The organism is Bradyrhizobium sp. RD5-C2 (assembly GCF_019972155.1).
Taxonomy (GTDB): Bacteria; Pseudomonadota; Alphaproteobacteria; order Rhizobiales; family Xanthobacteraceae; genus Bradyrhizobium.
Genome location: NZ_BOVL01000019.1, coordinates 390,570 through 414,962 on the forward strand (window position 1 = coordinate 390,570; position 24,393 = coordinate 414,962).

21 protein-coding genes are annotated in these 24,393 nt (G+C 65.3%); 8 read left to right on the forward strand and 13 right to left on the reverse strand.

Annotated elements, in window-relative coordinates; all coding sequences use genetic code 11:
- Positions 1–21: 21 nt before the first annotated feature.
- Positions 22–939 (reverse strand): pirin family protein, encoded by a 918-nt coding sequence (locus BraRD5C2_RS22875; RefSeq protein WP_223971677.1) that lies wholly within the window; start codon positions 937–939, stop codon positions 22–24.
- Positions 940–1,196: 257 nt separating this feature from the next.
- Here BraRD5C2_RS22875 and BraRD5C2_RS22880 point away from each other — a divergent pair, with 257 nt between their 5' ends.
- From BraRD5C2_RS22880 to BraRD5C2_RS22895, 4 genes are all read left to right on the forward strand, one after another.
- Complete coding sequence (locus tag BraRD5C2_RS22880) at positions 1,197–1,772, forward strand: GNAT family N-acetyltransferase (RefSeq protein WP_223971679.1); 576 nt, start codon at positions 1,197–1,199, stop codon at positions 1,770–1,772.
- 63 nt (positions 1,773–1,835) lie between these two features.
- A complete protein-coding gene (locus BraRD5C2_RS22885; RefSeq protein WP_223971683.1) occupies positions 1,836–2,894 on the forward strand; it encodes a helix-turn-helix domain-containing protein in 1,059 nt (352 codons plus the stop codon).
- A 212-nt stretch (positions 2,895–3,106) separates the two neighbouring features.
- Positions 3,107–4,534 (forward strand): serine hydrolase domain-containing protein, encoded by a 1,428-nt coding sequence (locus BraRD5C2_RS22890; protein ID WP_223971686.1) that lies wholly within the window; start codon positions 3,107–3,109, stop codon positions 4,532–4,534.
- A gap of 125 nt (positions 4,535–4,659) precedes the next feature.
- Positions 4,660–4,950 carry a DUF1330 domain-containing protein gene (locus BraRD5C2_RS22895; protein ID WP_223971689.1) on the forward strand — a complete coding sequence of 97 codons (291 nt, stop codon included), beginning with the start codon at positions 4,660–4,662 and terminating at the stop codon, positions 4,948–4,950.
- A gap of 358 nt (positions 4,951–5,308) precedes the next feature.
- Here BraRD5C2_RS22895 and BraRD5C2_RS22900 read toward each other — a convergent pair whose 3' ends face one another.
- Positions 5,309–6,679: an MmgE/PrpD family protein gene (locus tag BraRD5C2_RS22900; RefSeq protein ID WP_223971692.1), complete on the reverse strand. Its 1,371-nt coding sequence runs from the start codon at positions 6,677–6,679 to the stop codon at positions 5,309–5,311.
- A gap of 148 nt (positions 6,680–6,827) precedes the next feature.
- Between BraRD5C2_RS22900 and BraRD5C2_RS22905 the strand changes: the two genes are divergently transcribed.
- Positions 6,828–7,967 carry an FUSC family protein gene (locus BraRD5C2_RS22905; RefSeq protein ID WP_223971694.1) on the forward strand — a complete coding sequence of 380 codons (1,140 nt, stop codon included), beginning with the start codon at positions 6,828–6,830 and terminating at the stop codon, positions 7,965–7,967.
- 7 nt (positions 7,968–7,974) lie between these two features.
- Here BraRD5C2_RS22905 and BraRD5C2_RS22910 read toward each other — a convergent pair whose 3' ends face one another.
- The 8 genes from BraRD5C2_RS22910 to rpsT all read right to left on the reverse strand — a co-directional run bounded on the left by BraRD5C2_RS22910 (position 7,975) and on the right by rpsT (position 19,879).
- Positions 7,975–8,631 (reverse strand): 2-hydroxychromene-2-carboxylate isomerase, encoded by a 657-nt coding sequence (locus BraRD5C2_RS22910; protein ID WP_223971695.1) that lies wholly within the window; start codon positions 8,629–8,631, stop codon positions 7,975–7,977.
- Between the two features lie 49 nt (positions 8,632–8,680).
- Positions 8,681–10,078: an MATE family efflux transporter gene (locus BraRD5C2_RS22915; protein ID WP_223971697.1), complete on the reverse strand. Its 1,398-nt coding sequence runs from the start codon at positions 10,076–10,078 to the stop codon at positions 8,681–8,683.
- Between the two features lie 57 nt (positions 10,079–10,135).
- Entirely contained in the window at positions 10,136–11,428 is a 1,293-nt protein-coding gene (gene murA, locus BraRD5C2_RS22920) for a UDP-N-acetylglucosamine 1-carboxyvinyltransferase (RefSeq protein WP_223971699.1), read from the reverse strand.
- Between the two features lie 229 nt (positions 11,429–11,657).
- Positions 11,658–14,093, reverse strand: a complete 2,436-nt coding sequence (gyrB, locus tag BraRD5C2_RS22925) for a DNA topoisomerase (ATP-hydrolyzing) subunit B (protein ID WP_223971701.1) — start codon at positions 14,091–14,093, stop codon at positions 11,658–11,660.
- 229 nt (positions 14,094–14,322) lie between these two features.
- Positions 14,323–15,459, reverse strand: coding sequence for a DNA replication/repair protein RecF (gene recF / locus BraRD5C2_RS22930; protein WP_223971704.1), 1,137 nt, complete (start codon positions 15,457–15,459; stop codon positions 14,323–14,325).
- A 75-nt stretch (positions 15,460–15,534) separates the two neighbouring features.
- On the reverse strand, positions 15,535–16,653 hold the full coding sequence (gene dnaN / locus BraRD5C2_RS22935; protein WP_223971707.1) for a DNA polymerase III subunit beta: 1,119 nt from the start codon (positions 16,651–16,653) through the stop codon (positions 15,535–15,537).
- 280 nt (positions 16,654–16,933) lie between these two features.
- Positions 16,934–18,364, reverse strand: a complete 1,431-nt coding sequence (dnaA, locus tag BraRD5C2_RS22940) for a chromosomal replication initiator protein DnaA (RefSeq protein WP_223971709.1) — start codon at positions 18,362–18,364, stop codon at positions 16,934–16,936.
- Between the two features lie 1,248 nt (positions 18,365–19,612).
- Positions 19,613–19,879, reverse strand: a complete 267-nt coding sequence (rpsT, locus tag BraRD5C2_RS22945) for a 30S ribosomal protein S20 (RefSeq protein WP_029079417.1) — start codon at positions 19,877–19,879, stop codon at positions 19,613–19,615.
- 372 nt (positions 19,880–20,251) lie between these two features.
- Here rpsT and BraRD5C2_RS22950 point away from each other — a divergent pair, with 372 nt between their 5' ends.
- From BraRD5C2_RS22950 to BraRD5C2_RS22960, 3 genes are all read left to right on the forward strand, one after another.
- Positions 20,252–20,569 (forward strand): hypothetical protein, encoded by a 318-nt coding sequence (locus tag BraRD5C2_RS22950; RefSeq protein WP_223971711.1) that lies wholly within the window; start codon positions 20,252–20,254, stop codon positions 20,567–20,569.
- A 142-nt stretch (positions 20,570–20,711) separates the two neighbouring features.
- A complete protein-coding gene (gene msrA, locus BraRD5C2_RS22955; RefSeq protein ID WP_092120552.1) occupies positions 20,712–21,368 on the forward strand; it encodes a peptide-methionine (S)-S-oxide reductase MsrA in 657 nt (218 codons plus the stop codon).
- Positions 21,369–21,495: 127 nt separating this feature from the next.
- The gene (locus BraRD5C2_RS22960) at positions 21,496–22,245 is read left to right on the forward strand and encodes a polysaccharide biosynthesis/export family protein (protein WP_374708034.1); all 750 of its coding nucleotides are present in this window, start codon (positions 21,496–21,498) and stop codon (positions 22,243–22,245) included.
- Between the two features lie 140 nt (positions 22,246–22,385).
- Here BraRD5C2_RS22960 and BraRD5C2_RS22965 read toward each other — a convergent pair whose 3' ends face one another.
- From BraRD5C2_RS22965 to BraRD5C2_RS22975, 3 genes are all read right to left on the reverse strand, one after another.
- A complete protein-coding gene (locus BraRD5C2_RS22965) occupies positions 22,386–23,060 on the reverse strand; it encodes a dienelactone hydrolase family protein (RefSeq protein ID WP_223971713.1) in 675 nt (224 codons plus the stop codon).
- A 138-nt stretch (positions 23,061–23,198) separates the two neighbouring features.
- Entirely contained in the window at positions 23,199–23,540 is a 342-nt protein-coding gene (locus tag BraRD5C2_RS22970) for a hypothetical protein (RefSeq protein ID WP_223971715.1), read from the reverse strand.
- Positions 23,537–24,325, reverse strand: coding sequence for an alpha/beta fold hydrolase (locus tag BraRD5C2_RS22975; protein ID WP_223971717.1), 789 nt, complete (start codon positions 24,323–24,325; stop codon positions 23,537–23,539). Before BraRD5C2_RS22975 ends, BraRD5C2_RS22970 begins: the two co-directional genes overlap by 4 nt.
- Between the last annotated feature and the right edge of the window lie 68 nt (positions 24,326–24,393).

A 24,393-nucleotide genomic window follows, 5' to 3' on the forward strand; every position in this document is an offset into this window, starting at 1 on the left:
AAGATTATCACAGGAAATAGCTCACTCCGGCAGCGGAATGAACTCGTGTTCGTGCGGAACCTGCGCGAAACGCCCGGTTTTCCAGTCCTGTTTGGCCTGCTCGATCCGCTCCTTCGAGGATGAGACGAAATTCCACCAGATGTGGCGCGGCCCCTCCAGCGCGTCGCCGCCCAAAAACATCATGCGGGTCGGCCGCAGCGTCTTCACGGTGATGCGGTCGCCGGGCCGGAAGATCAGCAGCCGCGGCCCCTCGTGGCGGTCGCCCGCGATCTCGACCTCGCCGTCGACGAGGTAAATCGCGCGCTCCTCGTGGTCAGGGTCGAGCGGCACCGAGGTGCCGGCCTGCGCGGTGACTTCCGTGTAGAACCACGGCGACACCATGCTGACCGGCGAGCTGATGCCGAACCCCGAGCCGGCGATGACGCGCGCGGTGAAATCGCGCTCCGAGATCATCGGCAGGTCGCCGGCGCCATAATGCTGGAACGACGGCGCGATCTCCTCTTTGCCTGCCGGCAGTGCGATCCAGCTCTGAAGCCCGAGCATCTTCTGGCCGTCGCGGCGCTGCACGTCGGGGGTGCGCTCGGAGTGCGTGATGCCGGCGCCCGCGGTCATCAGGTTCATGGCGCCGGGCTGGATCTCCTGGATGTTGCCCTCGCTGTCGCGGTGCATGATGCTGCCGTCGAACAGATAGGTGACGGTCGCGAGCCCGATATGCGGATGCGGCCGCACATCCATGCCCTTGCCGGCGAGATATTGCACCGGGCCGAAATGGTCGAAGAAGATGAAGGGCCCGACCATCTGCCGCTTGCCATGCGGCAGCGCGCGCCGCACCGCAAAGCCGTCGCCGAGATCGCGGGTGCGCGGCACGATGATCAGATCCAGCGCGTCGCAGGTCTTGGGATCGCCGAGTTCGGGATCGGTCGAGGGCTGCCAGCTCATGGAAAGTCTCCTTGCAGTTTTGCCGGATCATACTCTTTTGCCGCGATCATACTCTCTATCCGTCGTCCCGGCCAAGCGAAGCGCGAGCCGGGACCCATAACCACCGATGCCGATGTTACGAAGGCTGCGGCCCCAGCCCTGCTCACCAAGTGATATCGGTGGTTATGGGTCCCTGCTTTCGCAGGGACGACGAATTTATTTGTGGCTTGCACCTGTTCTCGATGGCAGCAGTACAATCCTGGAAACTGGAGCATGTGATGGTTTCTCTGATCAAGCCGGGCGCAAAGCTGTTGCAGATCGATGGTCCGGTGATCGAGACCGCGCGTCTCATCCTGCGGCCGTGGCGCGCTTCCGACATCGCTGACAACACGAAAATGCTGTCCGATCCCGAGACGGCGCGCTTCATCACGCCGGATCATCAGCCGGTCACCTCGGAGCTGAAGGGCTGGCGCAACGCCGCCGTCATCTCCGGCCATTGGGCGCTGCACGGCTTCGGCATGTTCGCGGTCGAGGAGAAATCCTCCGGCCGCTACATCGGCCGTGTCGGGCCGTATTGTCCGCCGGAATGGCCGGGCTTCGAGGTTGGCTGGGGCATCGCCAAGGAGTGTCGCGGCAAGGGCTATGCGGTGGAAGCCGCACGCGCCGCGATCGACTTTGTGTTCGCGAACTTCACCGTCGACCGCATCATCCATTGCATCGATCCCGCCAATTTCGCCTCGCAGGCCGTGGCGCGGCGGTTCGGTGCGGTGAACGAGGGCCCGGGCAAGCTCGAGGGCGATGTCGTCGAAATCTGGGTCACGCAGCGCAGCCGCTGGCCGCGCGATGGTTCTTGAAAAAGCCGGCGTGACGGCCGATGTTCGAGCCGTTGCCGTTTCGAGCCCGAAGCAAACCGACCGATGACCTTTGCCGCGACCGAACTGTGCCTGCGCGCCGCCACCGTGACGCTGCTGCTGGTGCTTGCGGCCTCGATGTTCGCAGATTTCCGCAAGGTGCTGGCCGGGCGGCTCGCGATCGCCTTCGCGCTTGGCGCGGCCGCGCATGCGGTGACCGCGTCGTTTGGTGCCGGGCCGCCGGTCTCGGACTGGCATGCGCCACTGATCGCGCTCTCGACCGGCGCCATCGTGGTGTTCTGGCTGTTCACGCGCGCACTGTTCGATGACGCGTTTGTGCTGCGCTGGTGGCACGGCCTGATCTGGGCCGCGGTCGTGGCCTACAGTTTCGTCAGTTGCATGTGGATCGCACCCGCCGGACACGCGCAGATCGCGATCACCATGGTCAATTCGCTCTCGCTCGTCTTCATTGTGCTTGCGGTGGCGCAGACCATCGGATCGTGGTCGGCAGATCTGGTCGAGCGCCGCCGTCGTGTCCGCGTCTTCATCGTCGCCGCGTCTGCGCTGTACGGCGGCATGAACGCGCTGCTTCAGATCGCCTATGCCGGCAGCCGCGTGACCGTGGAATGGGCCAATTTGCTGAACGCGGCCGTGCTCACCGCCGTCGTGGCCGCAATCACCTGGGCGATGATGCGCGTCGACGGCGCCGACCTGTTCACGGTGCCGGCGGAGGCCGTCGTGCCGACGAAGCCCGCCGCGGTCGAGGAGGCGGCGGACCAGAGACTGGTCGATGCCCTGATGCGGCTGATGGCGGACGAGCGCATCTATCGCCACGACAACGTTACGATCGGCACCTTGGCGTCCCGGTTGAAGATCCCCGAATATCGTCTCCGGCGGCTGATCAACCAGCGGCTCGGCTACCGCAATTTCAACGTCTTCCTCAACAACCACCGGATCGAGGAGGCCAAGGCCGCGCTCGCCGATCCAACCCAGGCCGAAGTCCCCGTCATCACCATCGCGATGGACGCCGGCTTCCAGTCGCTCGGCCCCTTCAACCGCGCCTTCAAGGCGACCACAGGCGTGACCCCGACCGAGTACCGGCGGCTGAAGGCGAGCGCGGCGTGATCAGGTTGCCGCGAGCTCCGCTGCACCTTCTCCCGCAAGGGGAGAAGGGAAAGGGCGTTGCGATTACAGAGCCTTGTAATCACTTCACAATTCCAGAATCGGCGAGCCTCGCGCAATCCTCGGCCAGCCCGATTCCAATTCCGGCGAGCGCTTCCCCACCCGCTGCAGCCTGATCCCCGCCACGCACTCAATGCGCCATGCCGGAGGATCCCGTGACCCGTCGAAAGCTCGCCTTCATTCTCATAGCCACCACCGCCTGCGGTGCGCTGGCGCTGTCCGCCGCCCGCGCCCGCGATGTGCCCCGGGTCGCGACCGGCTTTGTTGCGAATATCGTCTGCTCGGAGACCTTTGTCAGCGGGCTCGACCCCAGGCGAAACCTGGCCGAGACCACGGATGCGATGCCGGGGGCCGGCCTGATCACCTGGGCGATGGATACCGAGGTCGACCTCGATCGCCGCGACGTCACCGTGACGCTGTTCGGGCTCGGCCGCAGCCACGCGGTCTATCGCGAGGGGCTCGGCTGCACGCTCGACCATGGCGAGACGCTGGCCGGAATTGGGTTCCCGGCTGCGAAGCCGCAGGCCGCGCTGCTGCCCGAGATCGCCGGTCCCGCGCTCGTCGCGCCGCAGAGCCCGCAGCTCGCGGCCGCGCTCGATCGCGCCTTTGCCGAGCCGGCGGAGCCGCCGTTCCGGCGCACCCGCGCGGTCGTCGTCATGAAGGACGGCCGCATCGTCGCCGAGCGCTACGCCGATGGCATCGGCATCGACACCCCGTTGCTCGGCTTCTCCGCGACCAAATCGGTGATCGCGGCCCTGATCGGAATTCTGGTGCGCGACGGCAAGCTCACGGTCGACCGGCCGGTGCCGATCGCGGCCTGGCAGGATCCGAAGGATCCGCGCCACGCGATCACGGTCGACGAGCTGCTGCGCCACACCGCGGGCCTTGCGCTCGGCAGCTCGCTGCAGGCGTCGCTGGCATCCGTGCTCGAGCCGGTCAACCGGATGAAGTTCATGGAGCCGGACATGGCCGCGTACGCCGAGAGCATTCCGCTCGAGACCGCCCCGGGCGCGGCGTGGAATTATCACGACGGAAATTTCATCATCCTCTCGCATTTGATCCGCAACGCAGCCGGCGGCCACGCCGCCGACGTGATGCGGTTTGCGCGCCGCGAATTGTTCGATCCGCTCGGCATGCGCAATGTCGTGATGCAGTTCGATGCTGCGGACACGCCGGAAGGCTCGGGCTCGATGATGGCGAGCGCGCGCGACTGGGCGCGTCTCGGCCAGCTCTACCTCAATGACGGCATGGCCGGCGACAAGCGCATCCTGCCCGAAGGCTGGGTCAAGTACTCCGCATCGCCGACGCCGAACGCCTGGGTCGGCATCGGCGCCGGCTTCTGGACCAATCTCGGCGACAGCTTTGGCGCCAACTTCCGTGTCAAGCACGGCTGGCCGCGCGACGCCTTCTTCGCCAAGGGCACGATCGGGCAATATGTGATCATCGTGCCGTCGCAGCACCTCGTCATCGTGCGGCTTGGCCGCTCGCCGAACATGCCGCCCGACGCGGACGGTGTGTTCGATCTGGTTCGCGATGCCGTCGCGGCGACCTCGACCGGCGCGCGGCTCGCGGGCGGCAATTGACCGGCACGTCACACACCACCCGCGCGATCGTGAATTGAATCTCGGTCTCCGGAATTTTCTGATGTCGTGGCGCATCTCGCAGGAGGTGCGCCACGTTCTCTAAGATCGCTCAGCCGGAGACCATCATGCCGAAAGCCTACTGGATCGTGCACGTCACGGTGCACGATGAAGCCCGCTATCCCGAATATCTCGCCGCCGCGATGCCGGTATTCGCCAGATACGGTGCCAATTTCATTGTGCGCAACGGTCCCTACGAGGTGATGGAAGGCGCGACGCGCCAGCGCAATTTCGTCATCGAGTTCAGGGACCGCGCCACCGCGATGGAATGCTACACCTGCCCCGACTATCAGGCCGCCAAGGCGATCCGGCAGAGATATTCGGACGGGGATTTCGTGATCATCGATGGAGCGGAGTAGGCGTTCCGTCATTCCGGGGCATGCGAAGCTGCGCCCTCATCCTCACTTGTCATCGCCCGGCTCGACCGGGCGATCCAGTACGCCGCGGCCTCTCGGCTCAAGCATTGCTTTCTCTGGAATACTGGATCACCCGCTTTCGCGGGTGATGACACCGCGCTGTTTGACGTCTTGAATTGCGCCCCATCCCCATCGTCGTCCTGGCGAAAGCCAGGACCCATTACCCCAGATGTGGATCGTTGCGCGAGGCTGGGGCCGCGATCCCGTTCATGAGTCAATGCGGTGGTTATGGGTCCCGGCTTTCGCCGGGACGACAGCGGTGGGTGCGGTGTGCGGCTTGAGCTGTGACGACGGCCGCCGCTTACTGCCGCCCCAACTGCGTCGCCTTCGCCACGCGGTCGAAGCGCTCCAGCGTCAGGATCGCGTCGGCAAGCTGGTCGGCGCGCTTGTCGAGTACCGGACGGGCCAGCGTCAAAAACTTCTGCTGCATCGCCTGCGCATCGGGGAACGAGGTCGGCTCTCCGGAGGGATCGGCATAGAGGCGCTCATGGGTGCCGTCATCGGTGGTGATCGAGACGCGGGCGCCGAACGGATGGGTGCGGCCGATCTCGAGGCGGTCGTCCTGCACCACGTCGAACTTGTCGGCGAGCGCGTCGATCGCCGCATCACCGAGCCGGTCGTAATCGTCCCACCCGAAATGGCCCTGGTCGAGCGCAATCGCACCGGTGAAGAACATCGAGAACTGGCCGCCGACCACCGAGGTCGGGTGGCGCTTGGTGGCGGCGTCGCCGGTCAGCGTGATGCCGTTGCGGTGCAGACCGATCTCGACCTTCCTGATCTGGTCCGGCGTCAGATTGTGCTCGCGTCGCATCGCGATCAGCGCGTCGATCGCGGCATGAGTATAGCGGCAGCTCGGATACGGCTTCACGCCGATCTTGAGGGTCTCGTAGGTGCTGCCGAGTCCGGCTACTGCCTTGTCCGGATGCGCGTCATCGGTATAGCCGACCAAGAGGCCATGCTTGCCCTCGACCGACTCGCTCGAACCGATGAAGTCGTTGCGCGCCAGGGTCGCTGCGATCACGCCGTTCATCGCGGCGGCGCCGACCTGGTAGCGCTTGTTCCAGGCGCCGTTGACCAGGAATTGTAGCGAGCCCGCAGCCTGGCTGCCGGAGACGCCGAAGGCGGAGACGATCTGCTCCTTCGACAGCCCGAACAGTTTTGCCGCCGCCGCCGCGGCACCATAGGTGCCGGCGGTCGCGGTCGGGTGGAAACCCTTGGCATAATGCGAGGTCGGGTCGAGCGCGTTGCCGAGCCGGCAGCACACTTCATAACCGGCAACGATCGCGGTCAGCACGTCGCGGCCGGAGGCGCCGACCATCTCGCCGATCGCGAAGGCGGCGGGCACCACCGGCGCGCTCGGATGCAGCGAGGAATCGGCGTGGGTGTCGTCGAAGTCGAGCGAATGGCCCAGCGCGCCGTTGAGCAGCGCCGCCACCGCCGGCGTCCAGGTCTTGGTGTCGCCGAACACCGTGGCCTCGCCCTTGCCGTCCAGCGCGAGCGCCTCCAGCATCTTCATCAGCGCCGGCGTCGATTCCGCATCGCGGCGGGCGCGGATGGTGCTGCCCAGGAAATCCAGCGTCAAAACCTTGGCGCGCGCCAGCACCTCCGGCGGGATATCGGAATATTTCAGGTCAGCGACATAGGCGGCGAGCGTTGCGGTTTCGTGGGCCATCGTGTTTCCTCAATTTTGCGGCGCAGGGTAGGCGGGCAGGTTTGGCCTTTCAAGCCACCTTGCCGCCGCGGGCAGCAGCCATGCTTCAGGTCGCTGGAACTTCAAGTCATGTAACACGGGCCTTTCCATTGATTGCGGATCAGGGTGCATGAGGACCTTCGTAAAACGCATGTTCGCCAAGCTTTGGACCCGCAAGACGCAGCTGGCGTTGGCGATCCGGATCGCGTCCGCCGGCGTGGCGGCCTATGTCATCGCGCTGGCGCTGAACCTCATGCTGCCGCTCTGGGCGGTGCTGACCTCGCTGATCGTCACGCAAATGAGCGTCGGCCGCTCGCTGAAGGCGACCCGCGACTACATGCTCGGCACCATCGGCGGCGCAATCTATGGCGGCGCAATCGCGGTCTTGATCCCGCATTCCGGCGAGGGCAGCCTGCTGGCACTGCTGGTGTTGGCGATCGTGCCGCTGGCCTTCATTGCCGCGCTCAATCCCAGCCTGAACTCGGCGACGGTGACGGCGGTGATCGTGCTGCTGCTGCCGACGATGCATCACTCCAATCCGCTGGACTCCGCGATCGACCGCGTGCTCGAGGTCACGGTCGGCGCGCTCACCGGCCTTGTGATCTCGTTCCTGGTGCTGCCGTCGCGCGCGGTCAGCCAGATCAGGGTCAATGCGTCGAAGCTGCTGGAACTGCTCTCGGCGGCATTCGCCGAATTGCTCGCCGGCCTGACCCGCGGGCTCGACAACGATGCACTGCACCGGATCCAGGATGGCATCGGCACCGCGGTGACCAATTTGCACGCGACCGGCCTCGAGGCCGAGCGTGAACGCACCATGCATCTGTCATCCGGGCCGGACACCGGTCCGCTGCTGCGGACGGTCCAGCGGCTGCGGCACGACGTCGTGATGATCGGGCGCGCCTGCGTCGTGCCGCTGCCGGCCGATATCCAGGCCAGGCTGGCGCGGCCGTTGGCCGACGTCAGCAATGCCATCGTGACTTACATGGTGGCGGTCGCGACCGCCCTGCGCGCCGGCAGCGGTCCGGCCGACATGGCACCTGTCGATGCCGCGCTGCATGCCTATAGTGAGGAGGTTGCCGCTGTTCGTAGCCAGGGCCTGACCCGCGGCCTTCCGGTCGATGCCATGGAGCGGTTCTTCGCGCTTGGATTTTCGCTCGACCAGATGCGGCAGAATCTGAACGACCTCAAGCGCTGCCACGGCAATTGGTGCACGAACGAAGAGGCTGCCGAAAAGATCGTTGCCGAAACGTCGGAGAAGAGCGCGGCATGAACTTCGGCTATGCCGTGCGGCGCGTCAGGCCCTTGCTCTCCATGCGCCAGATCAGGAGGTCGATACGGTCCTGACCGAAGAATGGCTCGTTCTCGAACACGAAGGTCGGCACACCCCAATGGCCGGAGGCGGCGTGCGCGTCCTCGTTGCCCTTGATGACCGCTTCATAGCGATCGGGATCGGCCGCGATCGTCGCATCCATCGCCGCGAGATCGAAGCCGGCGGCATCGGCCGCTTGCGCCAGATGATCGCCCTCGTTCCAGCCCTTCACCGAGCCGTCCCACAGCATGCGGCTGATCGCGGCAGTGAAGGCGAGCGACCGCCCTTCGAGTTGCGCCGCGGCGCCGAGCCGGGTCAGGCGGTGGATGTAGGGCTGATGCGTGGCGACGTCGAGCGTCGTCATGTCCTGCACGATCGGGTCCGGGCGCGGAAAGCGGAACGGGATACTCTCATGCTTGGCGACGCGGCTGGAATCGAGCACGACATAGCGGGCGAATTGCGGATTGGTCTTCTTGAAGAAGCCGGGCACGCGCACCGCGAGCGGATAGACCGGCCGCAAATTCACCGCGACATCGTAGTCGGCGACCATCTTCAACGTCTTCGGCAGCGCCAGATAGCTGTAGGGACTGCGGAACGAGAAGAACAGGTCGACCGACAAGGTCATGCGCTAGCCTCCGTTCGGTGTGATCTCATCGACCTTCATGCGGCAACCTTCATCCAACCAGTCTGCGTGCCAGCAGGCGGAAACGCAAGATCAGGAGGGTCGCATAGACCGCGGTGCCGAGCGACAGCCCGATCCAGACACCGGGGGCGTTGAGCCCGGCCCAGAAGGCCAGCGCAGAGGCCGACGCGAAGCCGATCAGCCAGTAGCTGATGACGGCGAACAGCAGCGGCACCTGGGTGTCGTTCATGCCGCGCAGCGCGCCGGCGGTGGTGGTCTGCACGCCGTCGGCGATGAAGAAGGTCGCGCCGATCAAGAGCAGCATCGCGGTGAGCTGCGCGGTGGCGTCGGAGGCCTCGCCAAGGAACAGGGCCGCGATCTCGAAGCGCGCCAGGATCACCGCGAGCGTCATGACGCTCATGAAGACGCCGGCGAGCGCGATCGCGACGAAGCCGGCGCGCTGCACCGCGTCGGTGTCGCGGCGGCCGACCGCCTGGCCAACCCGCACGGTGGCGGCCATGCTGACGCCGAACGGCACCATGAACAGGATCGCCGCGATCTGCAGCGCGATCTGGTGCGCAGCCAGCGCCGTGGTGCTGATCAGCCCCATCAGCAGGCCGGCCGCGCCGAACAGGCCGTATTCCAGCAGGAACGCGATCGAGATCGGCGCGCCGACGGCAACGAGCTTGCCCATCAGCGGCCAGTCGATGCGCCAGACGCGGCTGAACACGTGATACTTGCGGAACGGGCGGCGCCGCGCCGCAAACCACACGCCGGCGAGGAAGGTGGCGAGATTGACGATCGTGGTCGCAAGTCCGGCGCCGAACATGCCGAGTTCAGGCATGCCCCATTTGCCGTAGAGCAGAAGATAGACCATCAGCGCATTGGCCGGGATCGCCGCGAGCGTGATCCACAGCACCGGCTCCGGCCGGTTCACCGCGCTCATGAAGCCCCGGATCGCGATGAACCACAGCGCCGGCAGGATGCCCCAGGCGAGCCCGAACAGATATTGCTGCGCCAGATGCGCGGTGGCCTGGGTCTGGCCGAGTGCGAGCAGGATGCGCTCGCCACGGAACGGCAGCGCCATCAGCGGCAGCACCATGAAGAACCCCGCCCACAGGCCGACGCGGAGTGCCCGCCGCATCACGCGCGGGTTGCGGGCGCCGAACGCCTGCGCGGCCAATGGCGAGACCGCGGACATCATGCCCATGCCGATGGTGAAGCTGACGAAATACACGGTGTGCGCCAGCGCCGCCGCGGCGACATTCTCGCTGCCGAGCCGGCCGATGAAGGCGAGATCGGTCGTCATCATCGCGATCTGCCCGAGCTGCGTCAGCGCAAGCGGCACGGCGAGCTTTAGCGTTTCGGCGAGCTCGGCCGTGAGCAGCTTGCGAGGTGGGACGACGGCCGCGCGCACCGCGGCCGGGTCGATCTTGTCGATGCAGGTCATGACGGCACGCTTAGCACGGCAAACCGGCCGGAAGGATGGCCAAGCTGCCGCAGGGAGCTACGATCGCGCAGGTATCCGCTTGATCTTGGCGCCGAGCGCGTTGAGCCGCTCGTCGATCCGCTCATAGCCGCGCTCGATCTGGTCGGCATTGTTGATGGTGGAGGTGCCGTTGGCGCACACCGCGGCGAGCAGCATCGCCATGCCGGCGCGGATGTCGGGCGAGTTCATCGGCGCGCCGCGCAGCCGGCTCGGTCCGGCCACGATCGCGCGATGCGGGTCGCAGAGCACGATGCGGCCGCCCATCGCGATCAAATTGTCGACGAAGAACATCCGCGACTCGAACATCTTCTCGTGCATCAGGATGACGCCGTCGCACTGCGTCGCGGTGACGATCGCGATCGACATCAGGTCGGCCGGGAAGGCCGGCCAGGGCTGGTCCTCGAGCTTCGGCACATGGCCGCCGAAATCATCCTGGATCTTCATGGTCTGGTTCGACGGCACGACGAGGTCGTCGCCCTCGACGCCGCAGACGATGCCGAGCCGCTCAAAGCCCATCCGGATCGAGCGCAAATGCTCGACGCCGGCGCGCGCGATGCGCAGCGGCGAGCGGGTCACCGCGGCAAGGCCGATCAGCGATCCGACCTCGATATGGTCGGGCTGGATCGCGTAGGTCGTGCCGCCGAGCGTCGCCTGGCCGTGCACGACGATGGTGTTGGTGCCGATGCCTTCGATCTTCGCGCCAAGCGCGACCAGGAAATTGGCGAGGTCCTGCACATGCGGCTCGGAGGCCGCGTTGCGCAGATAGGTGGTGCCGCGGGCGGCGACGGCGGCGACCAGCGCGTTCTCCGTCGCGGTGACGCTGGGCTCGTCGAGGAACACATCAGCGCCCTTCAGGCGCGCAGCGCGGAATTCCAGACGGTGCGTCGCGGTGACCGTGGCGCCGAGTTGCTCGAAGGCCAGAAAATGCGTGTCGAGCCGGCGGCGGCCGATCACGTCGCCGCCGGGCGGCGGCAACGCGACCTCGCCGCAGCGGGCGAGCAGCGGACCCGCCAGCAGGATCGAGGCGCGGATGCGCGCGCACAGCGCCGGATCGAGATCGGCGGCGCGGATCTCCTTGGCATGGATCTGCAGCGTGTTGCGCTCGGTCCATTCGGCGCTGGCGCCGACCGAACGACACAGCTCGACCAGCGTTTCGGTGTCGCGAATGCGCGGCACGTTGGTCAGCGTGACCGGATGCTCGGTGAGCAGGGCAGCTGCAATGATCGGCAGCGCGGAGTTCTTGTTGCCCGACGGCTCGATGGTGCCCGAAAGGCGGCGGCCGCCTTCGACGATGTATTGGATCGGCGGCACGCGGAATGTCCCCTAACGCATCATCCAGACTTGGATGCAGACTTGGATTTGAACTTGGCCATGTGAAATTCCGCAACGGAATCAATGGCTGTCCGGCACCGTAACACAACTCCCGGCGCAGCTTCCACACGAAAGGTAGCCGCGCGACGGTGCCGATCGCCTTGTCACGGACACGTCACTCTCGCCGAGCCATCGCGTCGGAAGCCGCATGGCCGCCGGGAGCAGGTCGTCAGATGTCGATGGTGGCGCTGAGCGAATTTTCCTGGATGAAGTCGCGGCGCGGCTCGACCACGTCGCCCATCAGCTTGGTGAAGATGTCGTCGGCCTCGTCGACCTCCTTGATCTTCACCTGGAGCAGCGAGCGCGCCTCGGTATCCAGCGTGGTCTCCCACAGTTGCTCCGGATTCATCTCGCCGAGACCTTTGTAGCGCTGCAGCGAGACGCCCTTGCGGGCGGCATCCGTCACCGCCTCGAACAGGTCGATCGGGCCGTGAATGGTCTGCTCGGCATCCTTGCGCCGGAGCTTGCCGGCCCGCACGTAGATCTCCTGCAGCCTGGTCGCATACTCGTCGAGCTTGCGTGCATCGGCCGAGCCGAGAAACGCGTCGTCGATCACAGCCACTTCCTTGACGCCGCGCACGGTGCGCTCGAACTGGAAGCCCTGGCCTTCCGTGAACGTGCCGATCCAGCCGCGCTCGACTTCGTCGGCAACCGCGTCCAGCCGCTTGGCGATGTAATCGGCCGCGGAGTTGGCAGTCGCGATATCGCTGGTGATTTTCGGGGTCAGCACGCCCGCGATCGCGGCCTGCTCGATCACCGCGCGGTTATAGCGGCTGTGCAGGTTGCGCAGCACGGAGCGGATCGTCCGGGCGTCTTCGACCAGCGACAGCAAGTCACGGCCCGAGCGGTCTTCGCCGGAGGCCGGCTTGAAGACACATTCGTCGAGCCCGGTCGAGATCAGATAATCCTCGAGCGCGCGCTCGTCCTTCAGATATTGCTCGGACTTGCCGCGCGAGACCTTATAGAGCGGCGGCTGGGCGATATAGAGAAAGCCGCCGTCGATGATCGAGCGCATCTGGCGATAGAAGAAGGTCAGCAGCAGCGTGCGGATATGGGCGCCGTCGACGTCGGCGTCGGTCATCACGATGATCTTGTGATAGCGCAGCTTTTCGACCGAGAAATCGTCGCTGATGCCGGTGCCGAGCGCGGTGATCAGCGTGCCGATCTGCTCCGACGACAGCATCTTGTCGGGGCGCACGCGCTCGACATTGAGGATCTTGCCGCGCAGCGGCAGCACCGCCTGGAATTCGCGGTTGCGGCCCTGCTTGGCGCTGCCGCCTGCCGAGTCACCCTCGACGATGAACAGTTCGGACTTCGCCGGATCCTTCTCCTGGCAGTCGGCGAGCTTGCCGGGGAGCGAGGAGACGCTGAGCGGGTTCTTGCGGGTCAGCTCGCGCGCCTTGCGCGCAGCCTCGCGGGCTGCGGCCGCCTGGATCACCTTGCCGACGATTTCCTTGGCTTCCTTCGGATTCTCTTCGAACCAGGCTGCCAGCGCCTCGTTGAGGACGTTCTCGACCACCGGTCGAACCTCCGAGGACACCAGCTTGTCCTTGGTCTGCGACGAGAACTTCGGATCGGGCACCTTCACCGACAGCACCGCGGTGAGGCCTTCGCGGCAATCGTCACCGGTCAGCGCGATCTTTTCCTTCTTCGCATTGGCCTCGGCATAGCCGTTGACCTGGCGCGTCAGCGCGCCGCGGAAGCCGGCCAGATGGGTGCCGCCGTCGCGCTGCGGGATGTTGTTGGTGAAGCACAGCACGTTCTCGTGGTAGCTATCGTTCCACCACAGCGCGGCTTCGACGCCGATGCCGTTGGCTTCCGCGCGCACCATGATCGGCGCCGGCACGATCGCCTTCTTGTTGCGGTCGAGATATTTGACGAATTCCTCGACGCCGCCGGAATAGTACATCTCCTCGCGCTTCTCGACCGCGTGGCGCATGTCGGACAGCACGATGTGGACGCCGGAATTGAGGAAGGCGAGCTCGCGCAGCCGGTGCTCGAGCGTCGCGAAATCATATTCGATGTTCTTGAAGGTCCCGGGCGAGGCGAGGAAGGTGACCTCGGTGCCGCGTTTGCCCGGTGCATCGCCGACCACCTTGAGCGGCGCCACGGCATCGCCGTGCGCGAATTCGATGTAGTGCTCCTTGTCGTCGCGCCAGATCCGCAGGCCCAGCTTGCTCGACAGCGCGTTGACCACGGAGACGCCGACGCCGTGCAGACCTCCGGAGACCTTGTAGGAGTTCTGGTCGAACTTTCCGCCGGCGTGCAGCTGGGTCATGATGACCTCGGCCGCGGAGACGCCTTCGCCCTTGTGGATGTCGACCGGAATGCCGCGGCCGTCGTCGTAGACGGTGACGGAATTGTCGGCATTGAGGGTGACCAGGACGCGGCTCGCATGGCCCGCCAGCGCCTCGTCGATCGCGTTGTCGACGACCTCGTAGACCATGTGATGCAGGCCGGACCCGTCATCGGTGTCGCCGATATACATGCCGGGCCGCTTGCGGACAGCGTCAAGGCCCTTCAGCACCCGGATCGATTCCGCACCATATTCGGCCGGAACGGGATGCTCAGATTCGGCAGGGGTCTGCCGGGCAGGTTCAGTCATGTGAGGCCTTCGAGGATGTCCCGAATCAGCTGCACAAAATGAGGCGCTGATTCCGCTATTTGTGCCATGAAAGAGCAGTTGCGCCTAGCGCAAAGTCTCCGTCTACAAACTATTGAATAAATAGGATTTTTTCGGCCTGTTTCAAGGCGCTCAAAGGCCGATTCCGGAGGCTCTGAAAAGCCCGATTCGAAGGCGGATTCGAGGCCCTTTCGGAGACGATTCCGCGTGCTTAGCCGCGCCGTGTGGCGCGGCCGGATTCGACGTCGAAAATCTCTCCCGTCGGGCCGATATCGACGAAGGCAGCAGGGTCGGCGCCGGTCATCCAGACCTGGGCGCCGAGCTTGGCGAGCTCCTCGAACAGCGCCTTGCGCCTGTTGGGGTCGAGATGGGCGACGACCTCGTCGAGCAGCAGCAGCGGCACGATACCGGTCATCTCCGCGACCATCGTGGCATGCGCCAGCACCAGCCCGATCAAGAGCGCCTTCTGCTCGCCGGTCGAGGCGTCGCGCGCCGGCATGCTCTTCGGCGCGTAGATCACCTGCAGATCGGTCAGATGCGGTCCGTCCAGCGTGCGCCCGGCGGCGGCGTCGCGCGGCCGGCTGGCGCGCAGAATCTCGCGGTAGCGGTCCTCCACCGCGGTCGCGGGCTCCTGCAGCAGCGCGCTCTCCATCCAGCCGTCGAGCATGATCTCGGCGGACGGGAAGGCCGACGCCGCGCCGCGCTCGCGCAGCATCGCAGCGAGCTTGGCGGCGGTCTGGCCGCGCGATGCGGCGACCGCGACCGCAAGCTCGGCGGTCTCGCGCTCGATCGCATCACACCAATGGTCGTCGTAGTTGCGCACCTCGAGCAGCCGGTTGCGCGAGCGCAGCGAGCGCTCCAGCGCCGAGACCCGGCTGGAATGCTCGGAATCGATCGCCAGCACCAGGCGGTCGAAGAAGCGCCGCCGTTCGGACGCTGCGCCCATGAACAGCCCGTCCATCGCCGGCGTCAGCCACACCATGCGCAGATGGTCGCCAAACGCGGTCGCGGACCCGACCGGTTCGCGATCGATGCGGCAGCGCCGGCTGTTGCTCGCCTCGCCGGTCGGCGGATCGATGCCGGTGCCGAGTGTGGCGAGGCCGAGCGCGCCCTCGACTTCGGCCGAGACCGCCCAGGAGCCGTCGCCGTGATTATCGGCGATGTCCTCCAGGGTCGCGCGGCGCAGGCCGCGGCCCGGCGACAGGAACGAGACCGCCTCCATGCAATTGGTCTTGCCGGCGCCGTTCGGCCCGACCAGCACCACCATGTCGCCCGCGACCTGCAGCGTCGCCGCCCGGTAATTGCGGAAATGCGTCAGCGACAGGCGATGAATGCGGGACGGGGTCATCTCAGCTCGTCATTGCCGGGCAGTCGTGCCCAGCCACGACGCTATCTAGTGCCAATGCGCGCCAAGAGAAGTGCGTCACACCCGCATTGGCATCAGCACGTAGAGCGCGCCTTTGCTGTCGCGGTCCTGCACCAGGGTCGGCGAGCCGGGATCGGCGAGCTTCAGCACCGCGACCTCGCCCTCGATCTGGGCGGCGATGTCGAGCAGATAGCGCGAGTTGAAACCGATATCGAGTGCATCGGAGGCGTACTCGACCTCGATCTCTTCGGTGGCGCTGCCGGAATCCGGGTTGGTGACCGAGAGCACCAGCTTGCCGGCGGACAGAGCCAGCTTCACCGCGCGGCCGCGTTCGCTGGAAATGGTCGAGACGCGGTCGACGGCGGCCTCGAAATCCTTCTTGTCGACCACCAGTTCCTTGTCGTTGTTCTGCGGAATGACGCGGCCATAGTCCGGGAAGGTGCCGTCGATCAGCTTCGAGGTCAGCACCACATTGCCGAGCGTGAAGCGGATCTTGCCGTCCGACAGTTCGATCGAGATCTCTGCGTCGTCACCCTCGATCAGCCGCTGCACCTCGCCGACGGTCTTGCGCGGGACGATCACGCCGGGCATGCCGGTCGCGCCCTTGGGCAGCGCGAGGTCGATCTGCGCCAGACGATGGCCGTCGGTCGCAACCCCGCGCAGGGTCGCCGCCTTGGCGTTGCCGGCGGCGTGCAGATAGATGCCGTTGAGGTAATAGCGGGTCTCTTCGGTCGAGATCGCAAACTGGGTGCGGTCGATCAGCCGCTTGATGTCGGAGGCCGGCAGCGAGAACGAATGCGTCATATCGCCGGCGGCAAGGCCCGGGAAATCGCTTTCGGGCAGCGTCTGTAACGTGAAGCGCGAGCGGCCGGCGCGCACCGCGAGCACCGAGCGGTCGCCGTCGGCCTCCAGCACGATCTGCGAGCCGTCGGGCAGCTTGCGGACGATGTCATAGAACATGTGCGCCGGCACCGTGGTCGAGCCGGCGGTTCCGGTCTCGGCCGGCAGCGTCTCCGTCACCTCGAGATCGAGGTCGGTCGCCTTCAGCGACAATTTGGCGCCCTCGGCGCGGATCAGCACGTTGCCGAGGATCGGGATGGTGTTGCGGCGCTCGACCACGCGGTGAACGTGACCCAGCGATTTCAGGAGTTGCGCGCGCTCGACGGTGACCTTCATTGCAATACCCGCCAGATCCCTCAGATGGAAAAGCCGGGCGGCCGTTCAGGGCAGCACCGCGGCATTGGAAACCCGATAAGCCGGATCAATACCGGATTTGATCAAACCCACGGGGGGACCGCAAGGTGGCGCGGATGGGCCGCCGGTGCAAGGGAGACGGGCCAGAAACGGGCCCCGTTCCCCACGTTTTGGGCCGGAAAAAAGTTTAGCCCTCCCCTCTTGATAAAGGAGAGGGCTATGGAACGAGCCGGCCAGATGAGGCGGTCTTATGCCTGCAGTCCTATTCCTGCAGCTGACGCTTCAGCGATTCGACTTCCTCCGACAGCGTCGTGTCCTTGGCGACCAGTGCCTCAATCTTGCGCACCGCGTGCAACACCGTGGTGTGGTCGCGGCCGCCGAAGCGCCGGCCGATCTCCGGCAGCGAGCGCAGGGTCAGCGTCTTGGCCAGATACATCGCAACCTGGCGCGGGCGCACCACATTGGCGGTGCGGCGCGACGACAGGAGGTCGGAGCGGCTGACATTGTACTGCCGGGCGACGACGCGCTGGATGTCCTCGATCTTGATCCGCTTCGGCTCCTGCGGGCGGATCAGGTCGCGCACCTCGCGCTCGGCCATCTCCAGCGTCACGGGCTGGTTGTTGAGCTTGGAGTGCGCGAGCAGGCGGTTGATCGCGCCTTCGAGGTCGCGGCCGTTATGGGTGATGGTCCGCGCCAGATAGTCGAGCACTTCTTCCGGCACATCGAAGGTCGCATGGTGGGCGCGGGCCGCGGCGACGCGCGACTTCAGGATGCCGAGCCGCAGTTCCTCGCCGAGCGAACCCATCTCGACCACCAGGCCACCGGCGAGCCGCGAGCGCACGCGGTCGTCGAGGCTTTCGAGATCGGACGGCGGACGGTCGGCCGCGATCACGACCTGACGGCCGGCGTCGATCAGCGCGTTCAGCGTGTGGCAGAACTCGGCCTGCGTCGACTTGCCCTGCAGGAACTGCAGATCGTCGATCACAAGCACGTCGATGCCGCGCAGCGCCTCCTTGAACGCCAGCGCCGTCTGCGTCTTCAGCGCCGCGACGAAGCCGTACATGAACTTCTCGGCGGTGAGATACAGCACCTTGCGCTCGCCGCCGGAATTGCCGGCCCAGGTCACGGCCTGCAGCAGGTGCGTCTTGCCGAGGCCGACGCCGGCATGGATGTAGAGCGGGTTGAACATCACGGGATCGCCGCGGCGACCTTCCGCGACCTGGCGCGCAGCCGCATGGGCCAGCGTGTTGGAGCGGCCGACGACGAAGCTTGCAAAGGTCAGGCGCGGATCGAGCGGCGAGCCGCCGAGCGCGTCATGGCTGGCGGACACCGGCGCGGTCGCGAACGAGCGCAGTTCAGGCGCGGGACGGCCGTCATGGCGCTCGACACGGCGCACTTCGACCGGCGCAGCCGCTTCCTTCACTGGAGCCACCGCGCGGATCGCCGAACGCACGGTGAGGTCGATGCGATGCACTTCGGGCATCTCGGCCTGCCAGCAGGTGAGCACGCGTTCGGCGTAATGCGCCTGGATCCAGCTCTTGAGGAACCGGGTCGGAACCGACAGGTGCACGCTCTCGTCGTGCACGCTCTCCAGATCCATCCGCGCGAACCAGCTCGTGTAAACGTCCTCGCCAACACTCGTCCGCAAACGTCCCTTCACCCGCGACCAGCGATCCTGTTCCGTGTTCGTCATTGCTTTCGTACTTTTCCAAATCTGAGAGATGATGATTGCGAAAGCGCCGTGCAGGGGGCCTGCCACGACGCGACCTCTAGCGGGCGCGGTCTGCTCCGGACAAAGCTCTCCCGTGTGGCGGCCATGCGCCACGCGACAGGTCAGCTGTTTGGAGAAGATGCGTCCCGCGAGGTCAGCGCGTACTCGACGGTCTCTGCGGGTAAGAGCCAGCGTCCGAGGGGTTGATTACGGCACCACAGGAAGTCTGCACTTGGGCTGTCGTTGGTTCGACTGCAGTGATGATACCGTAAGGCATAAGTCCTCCCCCTCCCACCGCGACGTATCGCGGCAAGTTGTCAGCTTGCTGGTGTCTTCAAAATCGAACTGCTGCTACCGAACACCGAAATGCCCGGCGCTTCGCCGCCGCGTGTCGTCGTCAACCTGTTCGCTTGCGCCGCGTTCCCGCTGCCAGATTCCGACTGACGCCCTGGTCTCTCTTGTTCGATCCCCCAAATTGCCGGGGACACCGCCGGAGATATTTTGACACAGGTCGACCGTCCCCATATCGCTATGAGCCGTCAATCTAGCTTCGCTTGGAAAGCGTCGCTAACGCACACACCGCCGCCGATTTGTGCGTCCGCCCTTGGGTCTCAAACCGCGCTGATCTGGAGAGCCGTGGGCGTCGCGAACAAGAAATAAATACACCAAGCGTATTTTCTGACAATCCGTGGATTCGACGGGGGTCGAGACTCTTCGCGACTGTTGCGGCGGTGCCGACGCTGAGTTGCGAAAGCAAGGTTTTGAATCAGCGCGCAGATTCACGCGCGTCACAAACGACGGTGCAATACCAAAAATTTTTCATAGAAAATTTACATTTGGTCTCGCGCCGGTCATTTTTCCAATCGCTGTCCAGCGCTATGTGCATAAGTAACTCGCGAAGCGTGAGTTTTCTCGATTACTTTTGCAGGGTAACCCGCGTCGCAATTTCCGACGCGCGATGCCGCGCCTTATTCCATTTATTGCGCTTAGTGCAGAACAATCTGCACGAGTGCGGCGCGTTAAGCATATTGGGCCGGTAGAACTACGGACGCGACGAAACATGACACGCAGTTCGTCGCGCGGCAACGCCGACTCTTCTCGCGCTATGAAACTTCCACGACAAAATGCGAGACCAAAACAAAAAGCCCGGCGCGAGCCGGGCTTCGTGACAAACGTGTTCCTCAGTCAGCTCGCGCGGCGAGCTCTACTCGCTGAGCTTATTTGGCCAGCTTACTTGGCGAGCTTGGCGATGCTCTGCGTAAGGCGCGACACCTTCCGGCTCGCGAGGTTCTTGTGAATGATGTTGCGCTGCGCTGCCTTCATCAGTTCGGGCTCGGCCTTGCTCATCGCCTTGAGTGCCGCCTCGCGGTCGCCGCTCTTGATCGCTTCCTCGACGGTGCGCACCGCGCCACGCATCTGCGTGCGACGCGACTTGTTGACGATGGTGCGGCGAGCAATCTTGCGGGTCGCCTTCTTGGCGGAGGTGGTGTTGGCCATGGTTCTCTAACTGTCCTTCGGCGGTGATCGCTCGGTGGTCGGGCTGGCGCGCACCGGCCGGTTCAAATCTCAACTCTGATGTATTTGTCCAAGGTGTTGTCTTGGGTGTCCTTGAGGCGGCCATACGAAGAGCGCAAAATGCTGCCCCGGCATGCGGCACTGTCCAAAGAACAGCGGCGGCAGGATTGCACCCGCCGCCATCGGCCGGTCTTATAGATGGCGCAGGCTTAACCGTCAACGCTTTCGGGACCGAAAAAGGGCCCGAAATCGGCCTCGTGAGGGCCGGATAAGCCGCTGAAGAGGTTGAATTTCCGGGGGGCGCCCGGTAAGGCCTGTCGACGCGTGGGGCGCGACTGGGAGTTAGGGTGACGCATGATCCGCGGCTTTTTCCGCCTGATCGGCCTTTTGCTGCTGGCCGGCAGTTTCATCTTCATGGTCTATGACGGGGCCCGCTACGTCGCCGACCAGAGCCTGCGGTTCACCCAATTCGGCCAGTTCTGGAACGATATCCACCAGTCGAGCCAGCAGGCGTTCCATGCCTGGGTGGATCGTTTCGCGCCCTGGCTGTGGAACGACGTGATCCGCGTGCTTCTGGAGCAGCCGGTGTTCGCGGTGCTCGGCATTGCCGGCATCCTGCTGATGATCCTGTTCCGGCCGCGCAAGCCGCTGATCGGCTACGCGCGCGACTGAGCCGGCCGCGGCCCGCTTGAGCTTGTCTTGGCCGCAGCCGTTCAGTAACGGGGCTGCCATCATCCGCGTAAGGACATATATAGGTGACAGCCGGCCCGCAGGCCCCAGCCCGCGTCGGCCGATGTCCCGCCCGGAGGTATCCATGTTGTTCATGCGCAAGACCACCGCGTTGCCAAGCGCCGCCGAGGCGCTGCCTGGCCGCGCGACGCCGATCCCGACCGCGACCACCCATTTCGTCAATGGCAGCAAATTGACGCCGCCCTATCCGCAAGGCCTCGAGCAGGCCGTGTTCGGGCTCGGCTGCTTCTGGGGCGCGGAACGGAAGTTCTGGGAACTCGGCGACGGGATCTACACCACGGCGGTCGGCTATGCAGGCGGCCACACGCCGAACCCGACCTATGAAGAGGTGTGCTCGGGACGCACCGGCCACACCGAGGTCGTGCTCGTCGTGTTCGACCCGAAGAAGATCTCCTACGAGAAACTCCTGAAGACGTTCTGGGAGAACCACAACCCGACGCAGGGCATGCGCCAGGGCAACGATATCGGCACGCAGTATCGTTCTGCGATCTACACGTTCAGCGATGCGCAGCACAAAGCCGCCGATGCTTCGCAGGCGATGTATCAGAAGGCGCTTGCCGCCAAGGGCCTCGGCGCGATCACGACGGAAGTGGCGCCGGCCGGCGAGTTCTACTTCGCCGAGGACTACCATCAGCAATACCTCGCCAAGAATCCGGCGGGCTATTGCGGGCTTGGCGGCACCGGCGTGTCCTGCCCGATCGGCGTCGGCGTCACCGCCTAATCGCCGTGTCGTGCGCCAAATCGAGGGGGAGGCGGGCTTTCCGGCTCCCCGCTCGGTCCTCGAAAACCCTTTATTAACCATAAGTGGTGCAAGACTGGGCTTGTCTCGCCGTTGAGGGATAGGTCCGGTGCCGGTTGCACACGCGTTACGATTGCCGATCACTGCCGTTGTGGCTGCGCTCGCGCTGTCTGGCTGCATGAGCACGTCCGGCCCCATTGCCGTCGGCCCGCAAGGTGTCGATGCCGTCACCTATGGACCGGCCTATGCACCCGCCCCGGTTGCCGACGCAGGCGGCGGTGGTGCGATCAGCGCATTGCGGTCCGCCTTCGCCAGCACTTCTCCCGGTTATGGCTATGCCGCGCCCGGCGCCGCCCCGGTGGTCTATGCCGCCGCGCCGGGTGGGCCCGCTGGCTACGACAACTCCTATCATCTCGGCCCGGGCGACAAGCTCCGCGTCGTGGTCTACGGCCAGGAAGGCCTGACCAACTCCTACGCGATCGACGCTGCCGGCTCGATCACCATGCCGCTGATCGGCTCGGTGCCGGCACGCGGCCGCACGCCGGCCGGGCTTGCCGGTGAAATCTCGGCACGCTTGCGCAACGGCTTCATCCGCGATCCTTCAGTCGCGGTCGAGATCGAATCCTACCGGCCGTTCTTCATCCTCGGCGAAGTCCAGGCTCCCGGCCAATATCCCTACGTGCCGAACATGACCGTCGAAAGCGCGGTCGCGATCGCCGGCGGCTTCGCGCCACGCGCCCGCCGCGACAGCGTGACGCTGACCCATACCGATGCATCCGGTTCCGGCCGCTTCGTGGTGCCGCTGGGCACGCCGATGAGCCCCGGCGATACGGTGTTCGTCGGCGAGCGCTGGTTCTGAGCAACATCTCTCTGCTGTCATTCCGGGATGCGCCGCAAGGCGCAGGCCCGGAATCCATTTTGCCGCAGCGTCTATTGAGAGATGGATTCCGGGCTCGCGCTTCGCGCGCCCCGGAATGACGAGTTTGGGAAAGCGGCGCCCTATTTCTTCAGATGCTTCCCGAAAAATTCCATGCTGCGCGGCCAGGCGATGTCGGCGCTCGCCTTGTCGTAGCTTGCGCGCTCGTCGCAATGGAAGCCGTGCTGCGCGCCGGAATAGATGAAGACCTCGACCTCGGTCCGCTTCGACTTAATGGTCTCGACATCGCTCAAGGGAATGCCGGCATCTTTCTCGCCGAAATGCAGCTGCGTCGGCACGGTCGGCTTGTCGTCGGCGAAGCGAATGATGGCGCCGCCGTAATAGCCGATTGCGGCCGAGAGCCCGCTCAGCTTGGTGGCCGCCGCATAGGCGATGCTGCCGCCGAGGCAGAAGCCGATGATGCCGACCGGCCCGACCGCCTTCACCGCGTCGATCGCCGCCTGGCTGTCGCGCAGCATCGCGGCAAAGTCCGGATTGGCCACGAATTTCCGCGCCTCGGCCACCTCATCGGGGGAGTAGCCGCTCTGGAAGTTCGGCGTGATGCGGTCGAAGATCGACGGCGCAACCGCGACGTAGCCTTCCTTCGCCAGCCGGTCGCAAACCGAGCGGATGTGGTGGTTGACGCCAAAGATCTCCTGGATCACCACGATCGCGCCCTTCGGCGCGCCAGCGGGATCGGCGCGATAGGCGCCGAGTTCAAATCCGTCCGAAGCCTTGAGTTTGATGTCTTGTCCCATGGTCCAACCTTGTCATGTTGGGGGTTGCATGAAGCTCATCGATGATGAGGGCGCCTCATATTTTGAGCATGATCTTCGCGCAAACGCGTTCGCGTTTGTCGCGAGGGAAAACCGCTTCGCACTTTTCCGGATCATGCTCTATCGCCACATCCAGTTCTCGCCCCAGTCGCCCTTCCAGCCGGCGAGCCGGCCCTTGCGGAATTGCAGATAGAGACGGTCATGGTGCGGGAACAGCCCGCTGCCGCCGAGGTCGCGGAAGGTCAGGAAGATCTCATTGCCGGGCCGCCCGCTGACATGGGTGAAGGGGGTGCCAAGCGCGCGCTGCGCGTCCACGACGCCCATGCCGAACACCAGCGGTGTGTTGTTCGATAGCGTCGCGGTGAAGGTCGGCGTGGCCGGGTCGGCGAACGGCCGTAGCTTCTGGGCGTTCCCTGCGGTCGCTGCCGCCGTCAGCAACAAGGCGACGACAATCGTCTTCATGAGGCGGCCTTTCCCGGCGCGCCGGCTTCAAGGCTATCGAGGAACGGCAGCACGGCGGCGATGAAGGCCTGCGGCTGATCGATGTTGACGGCATGGCCGGCGTTCGGAATCACCGCCTTCTGCCCACCCGGGATCTTCGCGGCCATGTAGTCGGACGCGGCCAGGAACGGCGTGTCGTCGGCGCCGACCACAACCAGCGACGGCACCTTGATCCCGGGCAATGACTCGATCACCCGCGCATCGCGTTGCGCCAGCATGCCGCGCGCGGCGAGCGCGAGACCCTTGGCATTGCGATGCGTGACCGACGCGCGCTCGGCACTCGCCGACTTCAGCACCTCGAGCCCCTCACGATCGAAGCGGTCGCCGGTGTCGCGGGCACGCGTGTTCCAGACCTCGCGGGCGTCGTCCTTCTTGAATCCCGGACCGGTGTCGATGATCAACAGCGCACGCACCCGCTCCGGATGGGCGCGGTGGAAGGCGAGCGACATGTAGCCGCCGAGCGACAGACCGCCGACGATCGCCTTGTCGGCGCCGGCGGCGTCGAGCAGGGCGGCAATGTCGCCGACCGTCGCCGCCTCGCTATAAGCATCCGGATTGTCGGGATAGTCGGACTGGCCGTGCCCGCGCATGTCCCACAGGATCAGTTTGTGCCGCTTCGACAGCGCCTCGATCTGGCCCTGCCACATCGCAGACGTCGACGAATACCCGTGGGTGAGGATCAGGGGCGGGCCGCTGCCGTGAATCTCGTAGTAGATATCGACGCCGCTGCGGTTGAGCTTGGCCATTGACGGGCTCCTTCTGTTGTCGATGTCAGGTCCGGCAGCGCTACCGACCTTGGTAGGAGGCATCGATA